This is a genomic window from Bacillus sp. V2I10, assembly GCF_030817055.1.
GTDB lineage: Bacteria > Bacillota > Bacilli > Bacillales > Bacillaceae > Bacillus_P.
On sequence record NZ_JAUSYV010000001.1, the window covers coordinates 5,057,869 to 5,082,308 of the forward strand.

Genomic DNA, 24,440 nt, shown 5'->3' on the forward strand with positions numbered 1-24,440 from the left:
TAGGAGTTTATCATGGATAGCTTTTTATTTAGGAATGCAACAATTTATCCCGTTACATCAAAACCACTTTATCAAACCGATCTCTATGTTTCCCGCGGCAAAATTATGGCAATCGGCAAACAGCTGCCATGCCCGGAAGGAACTAAAATAATCGACTGCAAGGAGCAATTTTTGTTCCCTGGCTTCATTGATGTTCATACACATCTTGGCCTTTATGATGAAGGTACGGGATGGGCAGGAAATGATGCCAATGAAACCATTGAAGTGCTCTCTCCGCACATTCGCGCTCTTGACGGGGTTCATCCTCTTGATCAAGGTTTTAAGGATGCCATTCAGTATGGCATTACCACCGTTCATATTATGCCTGGAAGTGCAAATGTGATCGGAGGAACAACATCTGTCATAAAAACACATGGCGTAAATATTAAGGACATGATCGTCGTTGAAACGGCCGCTTTGAAAATCGCACTTGGGGAAAATCCCAAACGTATACACAGTCATGGCAACAAAGATTCCATTACGAGAATGGGTATTATGGGGATGCTCAGAGAGGCTTTTTACAAAGCACAGTGCAGCAAAGAGCCAGATGATTTCAGATCGATTTCCATCCGCAAAGTGCTTAATCGCGAAATACCGGTGCGTATTCATGCTCACCGCGCAGATGATATCCTTTCAGCCATACGATTTGCTGAAGAATTCAATCTTGATTTCAGAATTGAACATTGTACTGAAGGACATCTTATTGCAGATGAGTTTATAGGGAAAAACATAAAGGTTAGTGTAGGTCCTACGCTAACAAGAAAGTCCAAAGTAGAGCTTAAAAATAAAAGCTGGCTTACTTATCAGGCATTAGCAGACCGCGGCGTTGAGGTTTCCATTACAACAGATCATCCATATACACCTATTCAGTACTTAAATGTTGTGGCATCCATCGCCGTAAGAGAAGGTTTTGAGGAAAAATTGGCGCTAGAAGCCATTACTATTACTGCTGCCAAAAACCTGTTAATTGATGACCGGACAGGGAGTCTTGAAATAGGAAAAGACGCGGACATAGTGCTATGGAATCACCACCCTTTTCACTACCTTGCAAAGCCCGAGCTGACAATGATTAACGGGAAAATCGCCTTTCAAAAAACCTGAATTTTCCTCTTGAAATATACGCGTTTTCCCGCATAAAAAAATGTGCTCAAATTCATAAAAAAATAACAAAAAAATAGTTTCATTTTGAAAAAAAATCGAGTATGATACGAGAGGATAGAGTAATAAAATAAGTACTAAAAACCGAATGATGCAAATGCGTGGGAAGGCAAATGGTGCGCCACCAGTAAACTGGTCCTAGTGGGTTCGATTCCCACCCCGAAATTTTTTTATCTAATTTAAAAAATTTCGAGGGTGGGACTTCAACACGACAAGTCTGTAAGTCTGCCCTCTGGTTGGAGGGATAGCAGATGCTAAAAAAACGTGATATTCAAGACAGTCAGCCGCTCTATGATCAAATGGTTCACCCTGATGTCTTCCCTTTTGTGCGCCACAAAGCTGCATCAATTAATGAATATCTATTTTTAACAAAACAAACGATTGAAGCAGAAGAACGCGGGGAATTGATTTCACGTACCATTCTCGATGAATGGGGCTCTCCAATCGGAACGATCAGTTTATTTGATATTCAGGACAATGCCGGGTTTCTTGGAACATGGCTTGGGAAGCCATTTCATGGAAAAGGCTATAACCAGGCTGCTAAAGATGCTTTTTTCAATGAACTCTTTTTTGAGCTTGACATTGAACGGATTTTTCTCCGCATCAGAAAGAAAAACATCCGCTCAACAAAAGCCGCTGAAAAGCTGCCTTATGTAGTAAATGCTAATGAAACAAGAAAACCTCTTCTGGACGAAATCAATCAGGGCGAGGATATTTATAACTTATACGAAATTTCAAAAGACCTATACACCTTCTATACAATGCGTACTGCTGCATCGCCAGAGGAACAGCATCTTAAAGAAGCGTAATGATACAAAACCTGCTCAACTTCGAGCAGGTTTTCTTGTATGAGATTCCTGAAAGATGACAAAAATAGTGCTGACACATAAAAGAAAGGGTGAACGAAATGGCTGATAAAAGAAAACGCGAAAAAACCCGCAATTCTTTAAGCGGTGCACAGGAAGTAACCTATTCAAGAGAATTTAAAATGGCTGATCGTGCAGGCGGATACATAAAAAGCAAATCGAGTCATTAACTGCCAGCATACCATCCTCCAGTTGAGATAAACTAAGCAATGAACATATTATGTTCAAGCTAACTTCAGGGGGGCTAAAAAATGGGCAGAGCAAATAGCCAGCATTCTAGAAGCAAAAGCAAAAATAATTTAGCACAAGTTCCAAAAAATCTTAAAAAAGAATCTGATGGAGTTTATGAAGAATATTCAGCTGAACTCGCAGATCAGGCAGATAAAACGGCTCAAGCAAGAGCTAAAGCTGCAGATGAGCGTCAGGGGAAATAACGATTTATGTATAATACAAAAAGGGGAGTGCTTAATGCGCTCTCTTTTTTATTATTTTTCTTAGATAAGCTGTGGATAATGTTATCAACACCTATGTGTGTTTTGTGGATAATTTTCATTAGACACTTATTAATACAGTTAGATGAAAAATTGTCAGATTTTTTAATAATATTGTGGACAACCTCTATTTAAATTGTGGATAATGTGTATAAACTTGTGGAACCTTTAAATTTTATGGGTTTTCATTGTGGATAATTATTTTAATGGATATTCGTATATTTTTTAAGATTTTTACAAATTTTAACTATACATCAATGATTGACATCATGATATCTATGAAAGAGCTGCCTGCGGCAGCTCTTTTTTTATTTATAGCATCTTCAACTAAAAGCATGTCATGTTTCCTCACATATATAAAGAAATCTCAAATCATTAATAGTAGAATAAGTGAATATTTAAAAAATTAAATTAGGAGAGATGATAATGAAATTAAATGACTTGAGAAAAAGCGGTCATGCCCCTTCCCTATTTGCATCATTTCTTTATTTTGATGTCAGTTTTATGATTTGGGTTTTATTAGGGGCATTAGGTGTTTACATTACAAAGGATTTTGGACTGTCACCTGCTGAAAAAGGATTGATTGTAGCCATTCCAATTTTAGGAGGATCGTTATTCCGGCTCATTTTAGGTATTCTGACAGACCGTATCGGCCCTAGGAAAACAGCAATTGGCGGTATGCTCGTTACGATGGTGCCCCTTTTGTGGGGATGGTTATTAGGAGAAAGTTTAGCAGAACTTTATATGATTGGAATTTTGCTTGGAGTAGCTGGTGCAAGCTTTGCTGCTGCACTTCCCATGGCTAGCCGCTGGTACCCTCCCCACTTGCAGGGCCTTGCCATGGGGATAGCTGGAGCAGGCAATAGCGGTACACTTTTTGCAACATTATTTGGACCGCGTCTTGCAGAATCAATTGGCTGGCATAATGTAATGGGATTGGCCTTAATCCCTTTATCTATCGTTTTCGTCATTTATCTATTAATCGCAAAGGACGCTCCATCACAGCCTGCTGCTAAACCAGTCAAAGAATATTTTAATGTATTTAAAATGAAGGATACTTGGTATTTCTGCCTGCTATATAGTGTAACCTTCGGAGGTTTTATTGGGTTTACCAGCTTTTTGAGCATCTATTTTGTGGATGAATACGGGTTATCAAGGGTTAGAGCGGGTGACTTTGTAACATTATGTGTTATAGCAGGCAGTTTCTTTCGTCCAGTAGGAGGATTTATCGCAGATAAGATAGGCGGGGTTAAACTTCTATTGTTCCTATTTGTTGGAGTGGCAATCAGCATGCTTGGAGTTAGTGTTCTTTCATCTTTTACTGCAGTTACGATTCTGCTGTTTTTCGGGATGCTGTTCCTTGGTATGGGTAACGGAGCTGTTTTCCAGCTAGTTCCACAGCGATTTCCCGAGGAAATTGGTTTTATTACCGGAATTGTAGGGGCAGCAGGCGGTGTAGGAGGTTTTTTTGTACCAAACATACTGGGTACATTAAAACAAATTACAGGAACATACGATGCTGGATTTGCAGTCTTTTCTGTTGTTGGAATTGCTGCACTGACAATCTTAATTTCAGCACAGTTTTCGTGGAGAAAGACATGGGTTATCGGTAAGAAGTCGGTTAAAATTTAGTCTTTATCATGCATTTCCTTTTATTGCTGAATTTAAAAGAATGACAAAGCAAGTCTTCATCCATTTGACAAACAAGTTGTGAAAAGCAAAAACGCTTAGGTATTTTCCTAAGCGTTTTTGTATTAATTAATTATCTATTGTCATGTATCCATTATCAGTAGTTTTTCGCTTATAGATCTTCACCTTAAGATCTAGAGGTTTTTATTTATATATATTGCTGAATTTAAAAGAATGATAAAAGGAAGTCCTCATCCATTTGACAAATAAGTTGTGAAAAGCAAAAACGCTTAGGTATTTCCCTAAGCGTTTTTGTATTAATTTATCTATTTGCCATGTTCCAATTGTCATTAGTTTTTCGCTTATAGATCTTCATCTTTAGAACTAGAGGTTTTTATTTATATAAATACCTTTTCTCTTTTTCTTTGTGAAAACCAAGATAAACGCTCCGACAAATTAACAACTTCTCCTATTACAATCATGGCCGGGTTTGTCACTTCTTCACTTTTAACAATTTCCACTATTGATTCGAGAGTTCCTGTTACAATGCGCTGATTCATTGTCGTTCCTTGTTCAATGACAGCTATTGGCGTCTGGGGACTTTTACCGAATGTTTGAAGCTCTTTGCATATATAAGGAAGATTTTTCATTCCCATGTAAATGGATATAGTGTCAACACCTTTTGCTAAGCAATCCCAACGGATGTTATCGGGTTTACCTGTCGTACAGTGACCTGTGACAAAAGCAAAGGAACCTCCATACTCCCTGTGGGTAACAGGAATGCCTGCATACGCAGGCGCTGCTATTCCTGCTGTTATGCCAGGCACAATTTCAAAAGCAATGCCAAGTCGGGCGAGCGCTTCTGCCTCTTCTCCACCCCGTCCGAAGATGAATGGATCTCCGCCTTTTAAGCGCACAACTGTTTTTCCTTCAAGAGATTTTTCAATGAGCAATTTCTGAATAACCTCTTGTGGGACACAGTGGTTTCCCGGAATTTTACCACAGTATATGAACTCAGCTTCTTCCTTTGCATGTTCCAGCAAGACAGGATTGACTAAACGGTCGTACAGGATGACATCTGCTGCTGCAAGACATTTCACAGCTTTGAGGGTAATTAATTCCGGGTCACCAGGTCCAGCTCCAACTATATAGACTTTTCCTTTTTTCATCCTTTTCCTCCAGCTCTGAGTAGTATCTAACTGATTCAGGACTCCATACTATTTACATTGACCGAATCCCATTCTACAAAAGAAGGTAAATATCATTATCATCTATTATCGTTTGATATGTTTTTACACAGCCATTATCTGGATCCTGGACCTTGCCATCATCTAAACAGATCTTCCAGTCATGCATTGGGCAATAGACATATTCACCGCTGACAATTCCTTCTGTGAGCACGCCACCTTTATGCGGACAGCGGTTTTCGACTGCACGGACTCTTCCATCAGATAATCTGAATACCGCAACCTCATTTCCCTCAACACGAACCGTTTTTCCTAAACGTTCTGGAAGTTCATCAGCAGCACAAACCAGCACTTTTATTAAACTATTATTTACCATGAATGATTTCCCCCTTTTCATTGCAGACCGCTGTATTAAGACATAACGACATTCTCAAACAATTCTTTCTTTGTTTTATCATTATTTACAATTTCTTTCCAAGGGTCCTTATAGACAGATATAGCTTCATTCATTCGGTCATTAAGCTTTTTACATGTTTCCTTATCTTCCAATACAGATTGAACATGAGTCAATCCAACCCGCTCAATCCATGCGGAGGTACGCTCTAAATAGTTTGCCGTTTCCCGGTAATATTGCAAATATGCACCTGTGATTTCCATCACTTCTTCTTCCGTTTTCACTTTGATCAGCAAGTCTCCGCCGCGTACGTGCGTTCCGCCATTTCCTCCTACATAGAGTTCCCATCCGCCTTCAATGCCAATAAACCCAATATCTTTGAATCCGGATTCTGCACAGCTTCTAGGACAGGCAGAAACGGCCATTTTTACTTTATGAGGAGTTTGCAATCCTTCGAATTTTTTTTCAAGGGCAATTCCAAGTGACATGGAATCTTGTGTGCCGAAGCGGCAGAACTGTTCTCCGACACACGTTTTCACTGTACGAAGTGATTTCCCGTAAGCATAACCAGAAGGCATATCCAGCTCCTTCCATACATTTGGCAAGTCTTCTTTTTTAACTCCAAATAAGTCAAGTCGCTGTCCGCCAGTTACTTTTACTAACGGGATTTCATACTTTTCCACAACATCAGCAATGCGTCGTAAATCTTTAGCATTCGTTACACCGCCGTACATTCGGGGTACAACAGAATATGTTCCGTCTTTTTGAATGTTCGCATGCATGCGTTCGTTGACAAAGCGGGATTCTCTCTCATCCTCATATTCAGTCGGGTTTACCATTCCCAAATAATAATTAAGAGCTGGACGGCATTTCGAACAGCCTTCCTCCGATTTCCACCCAAGAACGTTCATGACTTCTTTTGTATGCGACAATCCTTTTGCCTTAATTTCATTTACAATTTCATCTCTGGATAAATCTGTACAGCCGCAAACCGCTTCTTTTTGAGCGCCTGCATCAAAATCTTCACCAAGCGTACACTGCAATAGCTCCGCAACGAGCGGCTTACAGCCTCCACAAGAACGAGAAGCACTAGTACAGGCTTTTATTTCATCGACTGTAGAGCATCCTTGCTTTTGAATAGCATGAACAATGGCTCCCTTTGATACTCCATTACATCCGCAAATCATCTCTTCAGCACTCATGCTCTCAACAAGACTTGATCCCGCCAATTCACCGATAGGCTGAAGAATGGATACTTTGGATGTCTCTGAAACATCGGCTTGCTTTTGAATCATCGCGAGCAGTCGGCTGCCGTCATTCGTGTCTCCAAATAAAACGGCACCGATAATTTTATTTCCGCGCAATACGATTTTCTTATAAATTCCATCCTGTTCATCAAAAACCTTAATTGCTTTTTTATCTTCTCCTTCTGTAAAATCACCAGCAGAAAATACATTTACACCTGATACTTTCAATTGAGTAGATACAACAGAGCCTTTATACGGGTTTGTTTCACTCCCGCTAATGTGTTTAGCTAATACTTTCGCTTGCTCATACAACGGTGCAACTAATCCGTAAGCAATACCATCATGCTCTGCACATTCGCCTACAGCATATACATGGGGGATATTTGTTTGCAGGTAATCATTGACGATAATTCCGCGATTCACTGAAAGACCGCTTTCTTTTGCTAACCTCGTATTTGGTTTGATACCTACTGCCATTACGACTAAGTCAGCTTCCATTTCCGTTCCGTCTTTAAACTTCAAACCTTTTGCCCGATCATGACCGATAATTGCTTCAGTTTGCTTTTCTAACAGAAATTTCATCCCTTGACTTTCTAATTCTTTTTGCAATAGCTTTCCAGCGATCGGATCCAATTGACGCTCCATCAAATAAGATGATAGATGAATCACAGAGACATCCATCCCTAAGTTTAAAAGCCCCCTTGCCGCCTCCAGACCCAGCAATCCGCCACCGATTACAGCTGCCTTTTTATATTTTTTAGAGGCTTCAAGCATTTCGTCTGTATCTCTAATATCACGAAAAGCCGTGACACCCTTTTTATCAGCACCGGCGATTGGAAGGATAAAAGGAAGTGATCCTGTCGCTATTATCAATTCATCATATCGCTCGACTCTTCCTGAATCGGAAATAACAGTCTTCATTTCCGTATCAATCTTTGTGATCGTTTCTCCGGTATGTAATTGAATATTATTTTCTTTGTACCAATCCCAGTCATTTAATGTAATATCCTTAACTTCTGTATCTCCCTGCAATACCTTTGAAAGCAAAATCCTATTATAATTCGGATGTGGTTCACTTCCGTAAATCGTAATCTCAAATTCTTCGCCTGATACGTTCAATACCTCCTCAATGGTTCTGACGCCCGCCATTCCATTGCCGATAAGAATTAGCTTTTTCTTCACTTGGCGTTCCTCCTCTTAGAAAGTTTCTTAAACTATATCACAGCAAAAAATAAACTTAACTTCTTATGTAAGGTTTTCTGACATTGTTTTTTAAAAATTTAAACTATTTCGTTTTTATTTCATAAGAAAAACCGGCTGTAAAAACAGCCGGTTTGATTTTTTTCTAAATGATTGCCCTGACTAAACAAGAGGTGCAATTTTAACTGCACTCACCTTAAATCCAGGCATTTTGCATGTCGGGTCTAAATCTTTTGAAACAAGCAGATTAATATTTTGAGAGTCCGCCCAATGAAAGGGAACAAAAACTGTGTCCAGGCGAATTTTTTCTGACCATTTGCTTCGAACTATAATGCTCCCCCGCTTTGACTCAATTTTCACTAACGTATGATTTTGAATATGATATTCCTTGGCTGTTTTAGGGTGAATTTCCATAAATGATTCAAAATTTCTGGCTGCTAATGATGAGCTTTTTCTTGTTTGCACCCCAGTCAAGTAGTGTGACATTACCCTTCCTGTTGTTAAATATAACGGAAACTCTTTACTTGGTTCTTCTTTCCGGACTTTCGGGCTGTTTGGAACTAAAGCCATAGCCGCTTTTCCATCCGCATGCGCAAAAGCTTGTTCAAATAATCTTTTTGTCCCTGTATGATCAAGATCTGGACAAGGCCACAGAATTCCGCCTTCTTTTCTTAGACGATCATATGTAATGCCATAATAATCAGCTGTTCCCCCCCGACTTGCCACTCTTAATTCATTAAAAATCTCTTCAGCAGATTGAAAGGGAAAATACTTGCCTTTTCCTAGAACATGTGCGAGATCACAAATAATCTGCCAATCATGCTTCACTTCTCCTGGTGAAGGAAAACTTGCTTCCCTCAATGTGACTCGACCTTCTAAATTTGTCATCGTTCCTTCATCTTCCAAATAGGATGAAGCAGGTAAAATCACATCTGCTAATCTAGCAGTTTCTGAAACAAACATATCCACAGCTACAAGATACTTTAATTTTTTTAATGCTTTTTTGACAAAATCAGCATTTGGATTAGAAACAATAGGGTTTGAGCACATTAAAAACATGCCGGTAATTTCACCTTCATGTATTTTCTCTATCATTTCATAAGCAGAGACACCTTTTCTTGGTAAATCTTCTTTATTGATTCCCCACACACTCGCAATATATGATCTGTGTTCATCGTTTTCAATAGAGCGGTATCCTGGCAGCTGGTCTGCTTTTTGACCATGCTCTCTCCCCCCCTGACCATTTCCCTGTCCCGTAATGGCTCCATAACCGGAGTTAGGCTTTCCAATTTTCCCCGTAACCAGGAGAATATTCAGGAAATTCCGAACAGCTGCAGATCCATCTGTTTGCTGTTCAACACCTCTCGCCGTAAAGATCATTCCTGATTCTTCCTGCCCGAACATTTTGGCTGCAAGACGGATTTGATCAGCCGAAACACCTGTCATTTGAGCAATATCCTCCAAATCCAAAGAAGAAACATATTCTTTTACTTCCTCAAAGCTATTCACACGTTCCCTGATAAACGCATGGTCAATATAATCTTCCTCTATAAGCACTTTCAGCAATCCATTAGCAAGTGCTGCGTCCTTCCCTGGTTTCACTTTCATATGCAGGTCAGCAAGATCCGTGGTAGCTGTTTCCCTTGGATCAATCGCGATGATAAAGGCACCATTTTCTTTCGCCTTCTCAAAATAAGGGATAATCGTAGGCTGGCATTCCGCAATGTTTGTACCCGCTAAGATTATACATTTAGCGAAGGGGATTTCAGATAAGCTGTTTGTTAGACCTCTATCCATCCCAAATGTTTGACTTGCAGCTGAAGCCGCTGCAGACATGCACAAACGGCCATTATAATCGATGTATTTCGTTTTTAAAGCCACTCTTGCAAATTTGCCAAGTAAATACGCTTCTTCATTTGTAATTGAAGCACTTCCATAAACAGACAGAGCATTTAGCCCATCTTTTGCTTGAATTTCAGCAAAATTTTCTTTGATGCGGTCCAAAGCCTGCTCCCAGGAAACTTGAATAAATTCACCATTTACTTTTAATAACGGAGATTTAAGACGTTCATTGTGCAAAGCATGCTGATGGGCATTCATTCCTTTTATACATAAACGGCCCTCTGAAGCAGGATTGTCTTTGCCGATTGTCATATACTTTTTTCTTGTGACAATCGATTGTTCAAGCAATTGCATCTTACACTGCATACTGCAAAATGGACATTGTGTATCGTATGATTTTTCCGATTGCACTTCCTGCTGCTTCTCACGGAAATATTTCAATAATAACTCTGTCAAGATCTCACATCCTCCTGAAATACACTTTATCATTTGTCAAAAATGCTAAGTAAAAAGCTGCTGGTTTTCCATGACATTTTTTCGCTGAGATGCATCCCTTTCAAAATAATGAAGGAGCTGCAAGATAAGTTCTTGATTAAACAATACTTCCCTGATATGAAGTAAACCCATGCGCTCAATCCATTGCCAGGTCCTTTCAGAATAATTAGCTGTTTCCCGGTAATATTGAATAAAGCCGCAGGTCAAATTAATCACTTCTTCAACTGTACTTGCGACGCATAATAATTCCCCCGCCCGCACATTGCGTCCGCTGCTCCCGCCGACATACATTTCCCAGCCTCTGTCAATTCCCATAATGCCTATATCTTTCGTTGTGGATCCTGCTCCATTATGCATACAGGCAGAAACACCTATTTTTACACGGTACGGCACTGAAATGAGGTCTAGTTTCTTTTCTAAAGCCACAGCAAGCTTTAGCGATTGCTCTTTATCGCACCCGCAGATATGCTCGCCAGTACACGTTTTAATGTTTTGAACATAGCTGCCGGCCTTTGAAGATAGCGGCATGTTTAAATCAGCCCACATCCCTTTTAGATCTTCTTTTTTAACTCCCATTAAATGAATTCTTTGATCACTTGTTACAGCAACCTGCGAGATGCTGTATTTATCTGCTGCATCCGCAATTTTCCGCAGTTCTTTTGCATTTGTCATTCCACCGTACATTTGGGGAATAACCGTGTACAACCCGTCGCTTTGCCGAACAGCATTCATTTTTTCGTTTATAAAAATCATTTTTTGACGTTTCTCATACTCTGGGTAAATCATTCCCAGATAATATGTAAGAGCAGGCTGACAGGTTGTGCAGCCCTCCTTATTTTTCCATCCAAGTAAAGTCATGATTTCCTGATTAGATGATAAATTATGGAGCTGCATTTCATGAACAACTTCATCTTCTGTTAAATCAGTGCATACGCACATGCTCTTTTTTTCAATCACTTCATTAAATTTATCACTATTTACATATAGTAAGAGCTCTTTTACTGCCGGCTTGCAGCCCCCACAAGAACTTGATGCCTTTGTACATGTTTTCACTTGTTCAACTGTTGTTAATCCGTTCTTTTGTACAGCTTCAATAATGCCTCCTTTTGTTACTCCGTTACAATTGCAAATCAGATCACTCCATGCCATTTCTGCAATCAGATTGCCACCGGCATTTGATGAGGATTGAAACAGGACACTCTTTTCCTCTCCGGATATATCTTTCTTTTTCAAGATCAGATCAAATAATTTGGCACCGGCACTTGTATCTCCAAAAAGGACAGCGCCAATGAGTTTGCGATCCTGAAATACCGCCTTTTTATAACAGCCATCCACCTCATCAAATGAAGTTATTGATTTTGTTGAATCTTCATCAGCAAACTGCCCCGCTGAAAATACATCCACTCCGGAAATTTTCAGCTGAGTGGAGAGGACTGATCCCTGATAACCTTGAGTTTTGATGCCGCAAATATGTTTCGCTGCTATTGCTCCTTGTTCATAAAGAGGTTTAACCAGTCCGTAAACGGTGCCGCGATGCTCTGCACACTCTCCGACAGCGTAAATATTGGCGGCACTTGTTTCTAAATAGTCGTTTACAGTAATAGCGCGATTTATATGTATCCCGCTATCTTGTGCCAGCTGTATATTTGGTCTGATTCCCGCTGCCATAATGACCAAATCTGCCTCAGCCTCTGTTCCATCTTGAAAACGAACGCCCTTTGCACGGCCGTTTCCGATGATCTCTTGTGTCTTCTTTTTTAAAAGAAAGTGCATGCCTTGCCTTTCAAGCTCTTTCTGAAGAAGGATGGATGCTGTCTGATCAAGCTGCCGCTCCATTAAATATTCAGAAATATGGACGACACTAACCTCCATCCCAAGGTTTAAAAGTCCTCTCGCCGCCTCTAATCCTAATAATCCTCCTCCGATAACCACTGCTTTTTTATATTGAAGCGAACTTTCAATCATTTTCCGGCAATCTTCGATTGTGCGAAAAGCGATCACTCCATCTTTATCAGCACCTGGAACCGGAAGAAAAAATGGTACAGAACCAGTGGCAAGAATTAGCTTGTCATAGGTTAACTCCCTCTCTTTATCTGTTTGAATAATTTGATTCAATGTATCGATATTCGTAACTGTTTCACCTGTAAACAGCTGTATATTATGTTTTGTATACCAATTAAGGTCATTTATTCTAAGATCATCGAAAGTCATACTGCCCTGCAGAACTGTTGATAGTAAAATTCGATTATAGGTAATGTGCGGTTCACTTCCGAAAATGGTAATATCAAACGCTTCGGCGTCAGTATTAATAATTTCTTCCACACAGCGAGCCCCTGCCATTCCGTTTCCTACTACTACTAATTTTTGTTTAGTCATTTTGAAACCTCCAGCATACTTCAAAATGGTAATTGAGATTATTATTATTTCATATTTCCTTTAAAAAAGTAGTAAGTATGTTACATTTCCTAACACGTTTTGTAATTTGCATGAGAGAAGAGAAGTATATAAAAAATCCCGCAGCCATCTGGCTGCGGGATTTTTTTATTTAGATTCTACAATTTCGCCCTTATAAAAACGCTTTTTATGAAGCTCAACCTTTAATCCTCTGCAGATTTGCTTCAGTTCACGCTCTTCTCGTTCTGTTACAAGCGAAACGACCGTTCCGTCTGCTCCATTTCGTCCTGTTCTGCCCGAGCGGTGAACATACTGCTCAACTGTTTCGGGAAGGTCATAATGAATAACGTGTGTAACCCCTTCAATATCGAGGCCTCTTGCCGCTACATCTGTAGCGAGGAGCATCGGAAGCTCTCCTGTACGGAAACTTTTGATGGCTGTTTCCCGCTCGCGCTTTGTAGAATCCCCGTGAAGAATGCCTAGCGGCAATCCTTTGTACATAAGCTTTTCTGCTAAAACAGCTGCATTTCCGATATCTTTTACAAATGCAATTGTTTTAGCTCCTTCTAATCTGGAGAACTTTTGAAGAAGATCTATTTTATCTCTCGCTTCTGCAGTGAAGTAAATATGATCGACTTCAGATTGGACACTTTCATCTCTGCTTACTTTAATGACTTCCGGGTTTTGCATCAGGCTTCTCGCTTCTGCTTCCGTTTTTTCCGGGAGAGTTGCCGAGAAAAGCAAGAGCTGTCTGTCCTTCAGTGTTGTTTTAATAATGTTTTTAATATCTGACAAATGTTCAGGCTGAAGGAGCTGATCGCCTTCATCAAGGACGATTGTTTTTACTTCATGCATTTTGATTTTCTTTTGTTTAATAAGCTCAGAGACACGGCCTGGTGTACCGACAATAATCTGCGGACGCTTTTTCAGCTTTTCCTGCTGTCTTTTCACATTTGCTCCGCCGATGAAAGAAGCTCCTAAAATGCCGCTTCCCTCCGACCATTTTTGAATCTCCTGATGAATCTGCATGACTAACTCGCGAGAAGAAGCCATAATTAACGCTTGAACTCCCTTGCTTTCTGCATTGATGCGCTCTAAAAGCGGAAGCAGGTAAGCAAGTGTTTTTCCTGTACCTGTTGGGGATTCAGCGATAACGTCACGTCCATCCAATATCATTGGTATCGCTTTTTCCTGTATAGCTGTCGGGTTTGTGTATGCTGCTTTCTTCCATGCCTCTTGTAAAAATGGCTTCGCTTCTGTCAGCAATGACCATGTATCGTTCATAATTTTCACCTTTTCATTTCTTTGGATTATTTCTTTTCAAGCAATGTGACACTTTCCACATGTGCTGTATGCGGGAACATGTCTACAGGCTGAATGTGCTTCACTTTATACACTTTTGAAAGTGTTTGAATATCTTTTGCAAGTGTTGATGGGTTGCAGGAAACATAGACGAATTTCTCCGGTTTGACCTTTAAGATCGCGCCTAATAATTTTGAATCACAGCCTGTACGCGGCGGGTCCACTACAACAACATCAGGACGCCACCCTTCCCCAAGCCATTTAGGCAGCCAGTGCTCAGCCGTTCCTTTTACATAAGTTGCATTTTTAACTCCATGCTTCTTTGCATTTTTCTTCGCATCAATAATGGAGTCCGCGATTGTATCCATCCCTCTGATTTCCTTCGCACCTTCAGAAAGCCACATGCCGATGGTGCCGACTCCGCAATATGCATCAACTACTTTTTCAGAACCTGTAAGCTGCGCCGCTTTTTTTACTTCGTTGTACAGCTTGACTGTCTGAACAGGATTTAATTGAAAAAAGGCACGTGCTGATAATTCAAACGAAAGATCGCCTAATTTCTCCTGAATAACTTCTTCGCCTTCTATGTGAATGGTTTTCTCTCCGAAGATCAAAGACGTTTTTTCACCGTTCACATTCTGCATGATGGATTTCACTTCAGGAAGGCGCTTCTGAATTTCACTGACAATGAGTTCTTTGCGCGGAAGATTCTCCTGTGATGTGATCAAAACAATCTGTACCTCACCGCTTGTAAAGCCGACTCGGCTGACAATCGTACGTACGATGCCTTTGCGCTTACGTTCATCATAAATTGAGACCTTCAAATCCTGCAAAATCTGCTTTACTGTTTGAGTTGCTTTATTTGTTGCTTCATGCTGTACAATACAGTGATCAATATTTACAAGATGATGGGAATTTTTGCTGTAAAGGCCGGAAATGACTTTGCCGTTTAGTAAACCAGTCTGGAACTGGCTTTTATTTCGGTAGTTCCAGGGATCATCCATGCCTATTGTTTGTCTGATTTCAACTTTACTTAAATCAAGCCCTGAATACCGCTCCATCGCCTGAACAATAATGTCTCTCTTTTCTTTTAATTGCTGTTCATAGGAAAAATGCTGAAGCTGACAGCCTCCGCACTCATGATAAACCGGACAAGGCGCATCTACTCTGTGAGGGGATGCCTTTCTGATTTTCTTGATCTTGCCTTCTGCAAATTTCTGTCCTATGTTCGTTGCTTCTACCACAACTTCCTCGTTCGGAAGGGCGCCGGGCACAAAAACGACTTGTTTTTTAAAGTAGCCTACCCCTTCTCCATTAATGCCGAGTCTTTTTATTGTGAGAGGAAAAGTCTGTCCTTTTTCAAGGGTAATTCCGATGTTTTTCTGATTGGTCTTCATGTTTGCCGCTCCATTTCTATTCAATGCTTCTCCATAAATAAAGAGATGCATAGCTTAAATAAGGTGACCACTCTTTGCTTAGGATCTCCATTTCTTCAAAGGTTGGTTTCCGTTCAAGCTGAAAATGCTTTTTTAATGCATTTTGTATACCTATATCTGCAAACGGAAAAAGGTTTGGACGGCCAAGTCCGAATAAAAGCAGATTCTGGACGGTCCAGGGACCTACTCCGCGTATTTTTACAAGCTCCTTATGAATATCTGCATCTTCCATATACTGAAGTTCTTCAAGGTTTATTTTGCCTTCAGCTATAAGCTTTGATGTATCAATCACATACTCCGCTTTACGGCCGCTGAACTGAAGCTCCCTTAAATCGCTGTAATCAAGTTCAGCCACTTTTTCAGGAGCCGGGTAAAACCATACACCATCAATCTGCTCACCGAATGTATGAACAAAACGCTCTGTCAGTGTATAGGCGAATTTCAGGTTGAGCTGCTGATGAATAATGCACTTCATCAGACAGCCGTAAAGACTAAAATCAAGCACGATCGGCGTCCCGTCATGCGCTTCGAATATTTCTGCAATGTTTGAAGAACGAAAATGTGTTTGAACATCAACTAAAGAAACATCCCACTGAAAAATACGCATCGTTTCTTTTATTGCAAAGTTTTTATCCGATTTGCCGCTGAGAAGAAATTCAGGAGCCATTTTAGTGCCCATTCCTTTTACGGTTACAACAAAAGGATCGTTGTTCTGGTTTCGGAGAGGAATAGAAACCTCACGCTTCTCTATACGGACATGGTGAAGCGGATCCATTGATAAACGATCAAGCACACGGTCAAAATCATATGGAGGTTCAATTCGTATACGTTCTTCCCACATAGTCATCTCAAATCCCTTATTTTTGATACTGTGTATTATACCATGAATACACAAGCGGGAAACGCAAAACTCCCTCCGAGCCTAGGTCAAAGGGAGTAAAGGAATGGCTGGTGAAATGTTCGGTCAATCATCAGATCATCAAGGCTTTTAAAGATATATCCTTGTTTTGTTAAATCTTCTATCGCACGGTCAAGTGCTTCTGCATTATCTTTAGAGACAGTATGCAGCAAAAGAATACAGCCGGGGTGAATTTGAGTCATGATTTGATCATATGAGTATCTCCAGCCTTTTTGTGCATTCGTATGCCAGTCGACGAAGGCAAGCGACCAGAATACCGGCTGATAGCCAAGTTCTCTTGATAAAGACAAAACCCGTTCACTGAAAACACCTCTTGGCGGGCGCAAATAATTGATGCCATGGTAGCCTGTTAGCTGCTCCGTTTTCAGTCTTACCGAGTCCAGCTCTTTCTTAAACCGTTCATCACTGACTTTTGTTAAGTCCGGGTGATGCCATGAATGGTTTCCAACAATATGGCCATCATCTGCCATACGCTTGACAAGCTCCGGCTGATCGAGCAAATAATGACCTGTTACAAAAAAAGCGGCGGGAACTTTTCTTTTTTTCAGCACATCAAGGACGCTTCCCGTATAGCCGTTTTCGTAACCATTATCAAATGTTAAGTAAATATATTTTTGAGTCGGGTCACCCATAAAAAAAGAATTATACTTATTCAGCAGCTTCTCAAGCGGCAAACCAGGATTTGCTGATTTGTGATTTTTGCTTTTTTCAAAGCCCCAGTTGATCGGCTGGTTAGAGACAGACGCTTTTGCCTCATGAATTCCGAATGATAAAAACAGCAGAACGCTTAAAATAGTGCAACAGTATTTCAAAAAAATCGCTCCCCTGACATAGTTTCTATTTATAGTGTCGGAAAGAGCGTGAATTAAATACTGTTTTTCAGCAGGTAACATATGGGAGGGAACTTAAGAAAGTCCATAGGTCTTTTATTGCAAAACTCCCTATTTATTTAGCGGATTTTACTCATATATTTGAGTTTCGTTTAGGCAACTGATTTTATTGATTTCTCCTAATTACTTCTATTTTGTTTTTTCAATCATTTTGTCTTTTTAGCCAAGTTTCTCTTTTTAATTTAATAAAAAAAAGCCGGAATAAATCCGGCTTCTCCTTAACTGAAAACAGGTTCTTTGAATTGTGAGAGCTTTTCAAGAGAGGACTGATCAACATCTGCATGCAGGCTGTTGCCGTGTGAGTCCATTGTGACTACCGCGGTAAATCCTTCAACCTTCAGGTGCCACATCGCTTCTGGAATGCCGAACTGCATAAGATCTACGCCTTCAACTGATTTAATACAATCTGCATAGTATTGTGCGGCTCCGCCAATTGCATTCAGATAGACTCCTCCATGTTCATTAAGGGCTTTCAGCGTTTTTGGCCCCATGCCGCCTTTTCCAATGACCGCGCGAATACCGAATTTTTTCATGATATCGCCCTGATAAGGCTCCTCACGAATACTTGTTGTCGGCCCGGCAGCCTTCACGTGCCAATTTCCATCTTCATCCTTCAGCATGACTGGACCGCAATGATAGATAATTTGACCGTCAAGATCGACCGGGGCGTCATTGTCAGATAAGTATTTGTGAATCGCGTCGCGGCCCGTGTACATCATTCCATTGATATGAACAACATCCCCAACTTTTAATTCACGGATTTTTTCTTCTGTAATTGGCGCTTCCAGCACAACTTCACGTGAAGCTTGAGGTGCTTCATCCGCTTGATCTGCATCATTCAAGTTTGGCATCTCACCCTCTTGGTACAGCCAATTTTGAATTTCACCGCTTGCAGCATCAATGTTTACCCCTAAACGGCGATATGCCCAGCAATTATATGCAACAGATACAAAGAAGCTAGCAGGAATCCGATTTATTACTCCAACCTTGCACCCTAACAGAGTAGCTTCCCCGCCAAAGCCCATTGTACCGATTCCGAGCTGATTGGCTTTTTCCACAATGTACTCTTCAAGCTTTTGAAGATCCGGGTTTGGATTGACGTCTTCTGAACTTCTGAAAAGCTGTTCTTTTGCAAGCTCATAGCCGGAAGTGCGGTCTCCGCCAATTCCCACTCCAATGAACCCTGCGCTGCAGCCTTGTCCTTGTGCCTGATAAACAGAATGAAGAATGCATTTGCGGATGCCGTCCAAGTCCCGGCCAGCTTTTCCAAGTCCATCAAGCTCGCACGGAAGACTGTATTGAATATTTTTATTTTCACAGCCGCCGCCTTTTAAAATTAAACGGGCATCAATATAGTCTTTTTCCCATTGCTCAAATTTAATGACGGGTGTGCCGTATCCAAGATTATCACCGCTGTTCTCACCGGTTAACGAATCCACTGAGTTTGGACGAAGCTTTCCGTCTTTTGTCGCTTGAGCAATGGCGCGTTTGATCTCTTCTTTCATTTGAAGCTGATTAGCACCAACGGGAACCTTCAGTTTGAAAGTCGGAAGTCCTGTATCCTGACAAATTGGCGATACATTTTCATCAGCCATTTTGATATTTTCCGATATAGTTGCAAGAGACAATGCAGCACGCGTACCTGCATTCTCTTTCATTTTTGCTTTCAAAATTGCACGGCGGACATCCTTAGGAAGGTTTGTAGATGTCTCGACAATTAAGTTGTACATGCTTTGATAAAAATTTTCCATCCTGTTTCTCCCCTTATTGTCTATAGAATTCGGTCAATTTCATTCAATTTTTATTATACTCTTTTGTGTTTTGGATGGAAAGGCTTACAGATTAGAAATGCGGAGTCTGCTGTCCGGCTAAAAAAATGGATTGCAGAAAACCCAGTCAAGGAGCACCCTAACCCATATGCCAGCCAACAGCGAATTTTAAATAAAAACCATCCGTTCATGCGGCTGAAAGTCTTTGTTTCTGGCCAGTCAGAAGGGCCACTGAACAGTTTCCCACAGATGAGTTTTATTAGTACCTCGCTTAAAGCTTTTTTAGAACCCTAGGCCTAGCCTAGGGTTTTCATTTTCACAAAAAAACTGCCCGGACACAGTCCGGACAGCTCCTACCTATTTTACTTCTTTAGGAAGGATCTGAATATCTAAGCTTCGTTTAATATCTAAATACTGATAGGCAACGTTCAGAGTTCCGCTTTTTTTTGTTTTAATCTTGCCGCTTCTCCATTCTGCTAATTCGGGAGGAGACAGTTCAAAGAAAATCTTGTCTGTGTTCATGCCGAATCTATTTCCATCCTTATCAATGGCTGTAGCGGTTAAGCGAATGTTTTTTCCTTCAATCACTTGTTCAGTATTTGGATTCACTTCAATGTTTACTGGTTTAATTAAATCAGGGTCTATTACAGTCACAGTAATGGTACTGCTCTTGCCACCTGAGATGGCTGTAATATTTGCTGTTCCTCTCTTAACCGTTTGAATTGTTCCATCCTCAGATACTTTTACTGCCTTTTCATTATCTGAAAACCATTTAATATTGACACCTTCGAGTGAACTTAAGTTCACAATATAGTTTCCTGTAATCTCTCTGAAGTCACCAAACAGATTTAAGCTGCGTTTTGCTCCCGCTGCTATTTTCATCTGGCGTTTTTCGTTAAGAGCATCATCTACAATGGAAACATCCGTAAGCAGAGGATTGAACTTGTATTGCATTCCAGCGTTTGTGACTTCCAGAATTCCGCTGCCAAGAATATTTCCTTTATCGTTTGTTACATATCCTTTGCTTGCTCCATTTCCTGTTATAGTGTATTTCACACCATCTTTTTGCCAGGATTGAAGGATGTGAAGGTGGCCAAACAATACTTGAATATTTACATGTTTATTTTTCTTTTTGTAAGTTCCAAGAATGGTTTCAAATTGCTTGGCATCTGCAGGATTCATTTCATGCTTCGTGCCAAAATCGTCCTTCGTTGTATTATGCGTTACGACAAGAACGTTTTTCTTTTTGTTTTCCTTAAGAACTTTCCCAAGGTAATGGAACTGAGTGGAATCAGAAGCTGAAATGCTTTGGCCAAAGGCACTGTTCAAACTTACAACCAATGTGTTTCCATACTCAAAATGGTAAGTAGGAGAGCCAATGAAGTTTGAATAATAGTCAATGTTCCCCTGAAACGATTCATGGTTTCCCGGTGTAGCAAAAAACGGTTTTCCTGAAAGAAGATTAATATCTTCCTTTGCTCTATTCCATTCAGCTTCAGATGAAGTATCCACGATGTCCCCGACATGCATGACAAAATCGGAATCTTCTTTTTCAGCCCGTTCAAACAAACGCTTTGAATAAGTAAATCCTTGAGTATCAGGCAAAATGGAAATGTTAAATTGATTTGCTTTTTCCGGCTGCTTTAGCACCTGTGTTTCAAATTCTTTTACATATGGTGTCATCACATTCCCGCTGTTATCCTTAGCCTCAATCATAAACGAGTGCTTGCCATTTATAAGAGGTTTTTCAGGCAGTGCATATGCCCACCCAGTCTTTTCATCATAATGAACAGATGCAGAATGGCCGTCAATTTTCACTGAAGTGCTGCCCTGCTTCACTCCGCTCTTTTCGTCCCTAAGCTTAAATGTAATTCTTGGTTCATCAGTTTTTTCTATCACTTTTCCTGTCGGAGTTACATTTGAAAGAACCGGCTCCTCTGTATCTTCACTTAGATCTACCGTTATTTTCTTGTCTACAGCCGGAACGGAAATATTTCCACTTGTGTCGCGTGCCGTAGCTGTCAGATGATAAATACCTTCTGACAGATTTTCAGCGGATGCTTCCACTCTGCCCGTATCAGCCTGGTATGTGTGAGGAATCTTTTCACCATTTAGTTTCACTTCAATTGAATCAGCGTCTACTCCCGACTCCTGATCAATTAAAAGAGAAGAAAACGAAATGTTGTTTTCATAGACCATATTGCCTGATGGTGTTACCTCTTTAAATTCTGGACCGTTAAAATCCTCTGTTTCACTTGAATACATGAATCTCATATGATCAAGAAAGACGGTTCCGCTGTAGTCCGGTACGTTTTTATTTGTTTCTACAAAATAAAGATAGTTGAAAACAATCGGCAGCGCCCAGTCCTGAGGAAGTTCAGCCTCAAGGTATTTCCATCCGATCCAGTCTACTTTAGGTGCAAGATCCAAGGTTTTGTTAACATTATTCGCTTTAAAAATCAGGCGTGCCCACGGCGCTTTTCCGTCCCCGTAGACCCATACTCCAAATTTCTTCGGTCTGATGTCTGTTTTATAAGTTTCATACATAGAATCAGCAAGCTCATCCGGCCATTTGCCAGCTGATGAACGGTACCAGTGAGGAACGACATTAATGGTTCCGTTGTACTTGCGTGTCCACTTTTTAGAATCATAATCGACGCGGAGACTTGTCTCCCCGAGTTTAGCTTGTTCGATTGACAGCCGGTGCGTTCCCCCCATGTAGCCTGTTACCTCATAGCCTTCATTAGGATATGTTTCGAAGTCGTCTACAACCTGCTCTTTAAGTCCAATCAAAAGCTCAATCTGTTTTTCAATGGTTCCTAGCTTGGCAGAAACAGTCGTTCTTGTTCCTGCAGGCACATCTTCTCTAACTTTAATCGTGCCATCTGCAGCAATTTCTCCATATTCTTGAGCCATTTTCCATTCAATAGCGTCTCCAGTCAGAACAACATCTTTCCCATCTTTCCTTGCTGTTACCTCCAGTTTCTTTTCTTCTCCAGGCTGAAGAATAACTGGTCCCCCGTCAGTAAAATGGAATTCATCTACCTGGTCAATCACATTAACAGATGCCTGGCCGCTTTTTCCATTAATAACGGCTTCCACTTTGTCCGTTCCTGCTAGTTCCGGAGCTTTATATAGTCCAGTTTTATCAATCGTTCCTTTTGAAGCTCCCCAAGTAACGGAACGGCTTGCAATTGATACCGGATTCCCGTTGTTGTCTGTTGCTTTCACTCCAAATGGAAAAGCTGCATTTTTAAAAATCGTGATATCCTTTTCCACGACTACTTCTCCGATTTCACCTGTTTTTTCTGCATGATTTACAAAAAGAATTCCGTTTGTAATGGAGCGGGAATAACCGTCTCCGGGATGATTCGCTGTTTCCAGAGCACTTTGGCCTTTGGACTGGACAATCATTTCTGTGGAACCGCCCCCGTCAAGTCCAAGTGCAGCAACTGCCCCCTGTTTTTCCATGAGTTCAGCCATTTCAACAAGCGTTACCCCTTTGCTTTTGTCAAAAAGAGTACTTGGTTTATCAATTGTCATAGAAATAACTTTTTGATCTGCCGTTATTCCTATTGCTGTTCTCGCACTTTTAAGAAGGACGTGATTTCCATATTTTGCAATAAACTCTTCTTTTGTAAGCGCCTTTCCGTCTTTCACCAGCCAATTGTAACCGCCTGTTGCTTCAGTAATATCGTTTTTCAGAACCCTGTTTTCACCTGCAAAGAGGTCAAACTGAAATGAAATGCTCATACCTTCTTTAAGCTCGCTCCTGATCAAATCTGCTTTTGATCCAAAGCCTGCAATTATGATCCCGTCTTCAGGAATATCCATAGTTTCATAGGATGAAAAGATTTTCTCAATTTTACCTGTGTAAGCTTGTCCCGCTTTAATAGATTCCAAGTTCTCAACTTTTCTTACAACAGCAATTGCCCCATTGTTTATAAACGTTTGGTTGCGGTCATCAAACGTCAGCTGTCCTTTTTGATTTAGCTGAGGTGTATATATTCCGAGCTTTTCTCCCGCATTTTCGTTACGGTTCAGTGTATCTACATTCACGCTTTTGCCATCAAACGTAAGCGTTCCTCTCATTTCAACTTCATCGATGAAGGCTTTTTTATTTTTATCTACTGCAAAAACAGGAAAAAGAGGAATGTGGGAAGGATAGCTGTGATTAATAAGAAGATTGCTGTTTTTAACCTGCAAAGTCATATTGATTCCTGTTTGCATATTAAACATATCTCCATTAATGCCGGCAACGATGTCTTTTCCCTTAAATTCCTCTCTTGAAGCCTGTGAAGGAAGACTTTCGCTGGCAATGACTTTTTCCAACGCCTTGGATGTAATAACGGATACATTGGGGTTGGTCAGATCTGCTTCAAGTACATTTATTCTTTGACTGTTTCCAGCAGATCCGCCAAAATTTTCAACTTGATTTTCAGTGTGTTTGATGCCTGAAGAAATCATTTCACTTTTAAGTATTTCACTCTTTTCCGCGTCATCTGTTCCTTCTCCAAGAACAGACACGGGCTGCATGAATAGAGATCCGGCCATCAAAATGGCCATAAGGGAATTAAAACCTTTCATCTTGCACCTCCGAATAGTTTTTTAGTACTTCTCTATTCTAGAAGGAAAATGTTGATAGGATTTGGGATTATTTTAAATACTTGTAAATTTTTTGAGGCTAAAAGTATTGACTAGTGTGGAGGGATTGTAAATCCAATTCCAAAGAAGGTTGAATTAGGAGAATATTGGTTTTTGCATGCGTGACATTTAGACTAACAAAAGGAGAATAAAATTTATTCAAAATATGTAACATATTTAGGACTTAGAAACACATGAAAGTATAATTTCAAGGTACATAACACAGCAACAAAAAAGAGCACCATCCCTAGTGCCCCTTATAAAGCTATTTTTTATCCCAGTCCTTTTTAAACTGTTCCTGCTTCACTTCAAGCTCATCAAGCATTTTAATTAAACGATCAATATCCTCGACGTCTGTTGACTCAGGATCCATTGAATCGATGACATTCATAAACATATTTAAGCGTGTTTTTAAATATTTTAACTGTGAGTCTTTATCATGAACGGCGTTGCCCAAGATGTATCTCTCCTTTCACTGATAGTGATATCGTAGCTTATTCGCCCTTCTTTGACAACAGTACATTCGGAGAAGGTATTC

The 24,440-nt window shown here is 40.4% G+C and carries 17 protein-coding genes; 5 read left to right on the forward strand and 12 right to left on the reverse strand.

The annotated features are described in order from the left end of the window. Nucleotides 1-12 precede the first annotated feature (12 nt). The 5 genes from QFZ72_RS25580 (at nucleotide 13) to QFZ72_RS25600 (ending at nucleotide 4,186) form a co-directional block, all read left to right on the forward strand. Complete coding sequence (locus tag QFZ72_RS25580) at nucleotides 13-1,140, forward strand: amidohydrolase (protein WP_307438971.1); 1,128 nt, start codon at nucleotides 13-15, stop codon at nucleotides 1,138-1,140. A 308-nt stretch (nucleotides 1,141-1,448) separates the two neighbouring features. Further along, nucleotides 1,449-2,006, forward strand: a complete 558-nt coding sequence (locus tag QFZ72_RS25585) for a GNAT family N-acetyltransferase (RefSeq protein ID WP_307438973.1) — start codon at nucleotides 1,449-1,451, stop codon at nucleotides 2,004-2,006. A 98-nt stretch (nucleotides 2,007-2,104) separates the two neighbouring features. Beyond that, the gene (locus QFZ72_RS25590) at nucleotides 2,105-2,233 is read left to right on the forward strand and encodes a YfhE family protein (protein WP_307438975.1); all 129 of its coding nucleotides are present in this window, start codon (nucleotides 2,105-2,107) and stop codon (nucleotides 2,231-2,233) included. A gap of 81 nt (nucleotides 2,234-2,314) precedes the next feature. Then, on the forward strand, nucleotides 2,315-2,497 hold the full coding sequence (locus QFZ72_RS25595) for a YfhD family protein (RefSeq protein ID WP_070879716.1): 183 nt from the start codon (nucleotides 2,315-2,317) through the stop codon (nucleotides 2,495-2,497). A 483-nt stretch (nucleotides 2,498-2,980) separates the two neighbouring features. Next, on the forward strand, nucleotides 2,981-4,186 hold the full coding sequence (locus QFZ72_RS25600; RefSeq protein WP_307438978.1) for an MFS transporter: 1,206 nt from the start codon (nucleotides 2,981-2,983) through the stop codon (nucleotides 4,184-4,186). 395 nt (nucleotides 4,187-4,581) lie between these two features. Here the strand turns inward: QFZ72_RS25600 and cobA are convergent, their stop codons facing one another. From cobA to QFZ72_RS25660, 12 genes are all read right to left on the reverse strand, one after another. After that, nucleotides 4,582-5,352 carry a uroporphyrinogen-III C-methyltransferase gene (gene cobA / locus QFZ72_RS25605; protein ID WP_307438980.1) on the reverse strand — a complete coding sequence of 257 codons (771 nt, stop codon included), beginning with the start codon at nucleotides 5,350-5,352 and terminating at the stop codon, nucleotides 4,582-4,584. 73 nt (nucleotides 5,353-5,425) lie between these two features. Continuing rightward, nucleotides 5,426-5,746 (reverse strand): nitrite reductase small subunit NirD, encoded by a 321-nt coding sequence (gene nirD, locus QFZ72_RS25610; RefSeq protein ID WP_307438982.1) that lies wholly within the window; start codon nucleotides 5,744-5,746, stop codon nucleotides 5,426-5,428. 35 nt (nucleotides 5,747-5,781) lie between these two features. After that, nucleotides 5,782-8,193 (reverse strand): nitrite reductase large subunit NirB, encoded by a 2,412-nt coding sequence (gene nirB, locus QFZ72_RS25615; protein WP_307438984.1) that lies wholly within the window; start codon nucleotides 8,191-8,193, stop codon nucleotides 5,782-5,784. A 180-nt stretch (nucleotides 8,194-8,373) separates the two neighbouring features. Beyond that, nucleotides 8,374-10,509: an assimilatory nitrate reductase catalytic subunit NasC gene (nasC, locus tag QFZ72_RS25620; protein WP_307438987.1), complete on the reverse strand. Its 2,136-nt coding sequence runs from the start codon at nucleotides 10,507-10,509 to the stop codon at nucleotides 8,374-8,376. A 45-nt stretch (nucleotides 10,510-10,554) separates the two neighbouring features. Then, a complete protein-coding gene (nirB, locus tag QFZ72_RS25625; protein ID WP_307438989.1) occupies nucleotides 10,555-12,924 on the reverse strand; it encodes a nitrite reductase large subunit NirB in 2,370 nt (789 codons plus the stop codon). Between the two features lie 165 nt (nucleotides 12,925-13,089). Then, nucleotides 13,090-14,226 carry a DEAD/DEAH box helicase gene (locus QFZ72_RS25630; protein ID WP_307438991.1) on the reverse strand — a complete coding sequence of 379 codons (1,137 nt, stop codon included), beginning with the start codon at nucleotides 14,224-14,226 and terminating at the stop codon, nucleotides 13,090-13,092. Between the two features lie 26 nt (nucleotides 14,227-14,252). Then, entirely contained in the window at nucleotides 14,253-15,641 is a 1,389-nt protein-coding gene (rlmD, locus tag QFZ72_RS25635; RefSeq protein WP_307438993.1) for a 23S rRNA (uracil(1939)-C(5))-methyltransferase RlmD, read from the reverse strand. 16 nt (nucleotides 15,642-15,657) lie between these two features. Beyond that, nucleotides 15,658-16,521, reverse strand: coding sequence for a DNA-3-methyladenine glycosylase family protein (locus QFZ72_RS25640; protein WP_307440008.1), 864 nt, complete (start codon nucleotides 16,519-16,521; stop codon nucleotides 15,658-15,660). 86 nt (nucleotides 16,522-16,607) lie between these two features. Further along, nucleotides 16,608-17,411, reverse strand: coding sequence for a delta-lactam-biosynthetic de-N-acetylase (gene pdaA / locus QFZ72_RS25645; RefSeq protein WP_307438995.1), 804 nt, complete (start codon nucleotides 17,409-17,411; stop codon nucleotides 16,608-16,610). A 296-nt stretch (nucleotides 17,412-17,707) separates the two neighbouring features. Next, nucleotides 17,708-19,240: a fumarate hydratase gene (locus tag QFZ72_RS25650; RefSeq protein ID WP_307438996.1), complete on the reverse strand. Its 1,533-nt coding sequence runs from the start codon at nucleotides 19,238-19,240 to the stop codon at nucleotides 17,708-17,710. A 375-nt stretch (nucleotides 19,241-19,615) separates the two neighbouring features. Continuing rightward, complete coding sequence (locus tag QFZ72_RS25655; RefSeq protein WP_307438997.1) at nucleotides 19,616-23,845, reverse strand: phosphodiester glycosidase family protein; 4,230 nt, start codon at nucleotides 23,843-23,845, stop codon at nucleotides 19,616-19,618. Between the two features lie 322 nt (nucleotides 23,846-24,167). Then, on the reverse strand, nucleotides 24,168-24,359 hold the full coding sequence (locus QFZ72_RS25660) for an SE1561 family protein (protein WP_223439676.1): 192 nt from the start codon (nucleotides 24,357-24,359) through the stop codon (nucleotides 24,168-24,170). Nucleotides 24,360-24,440 lie beyond the last annotated feature (81 nt).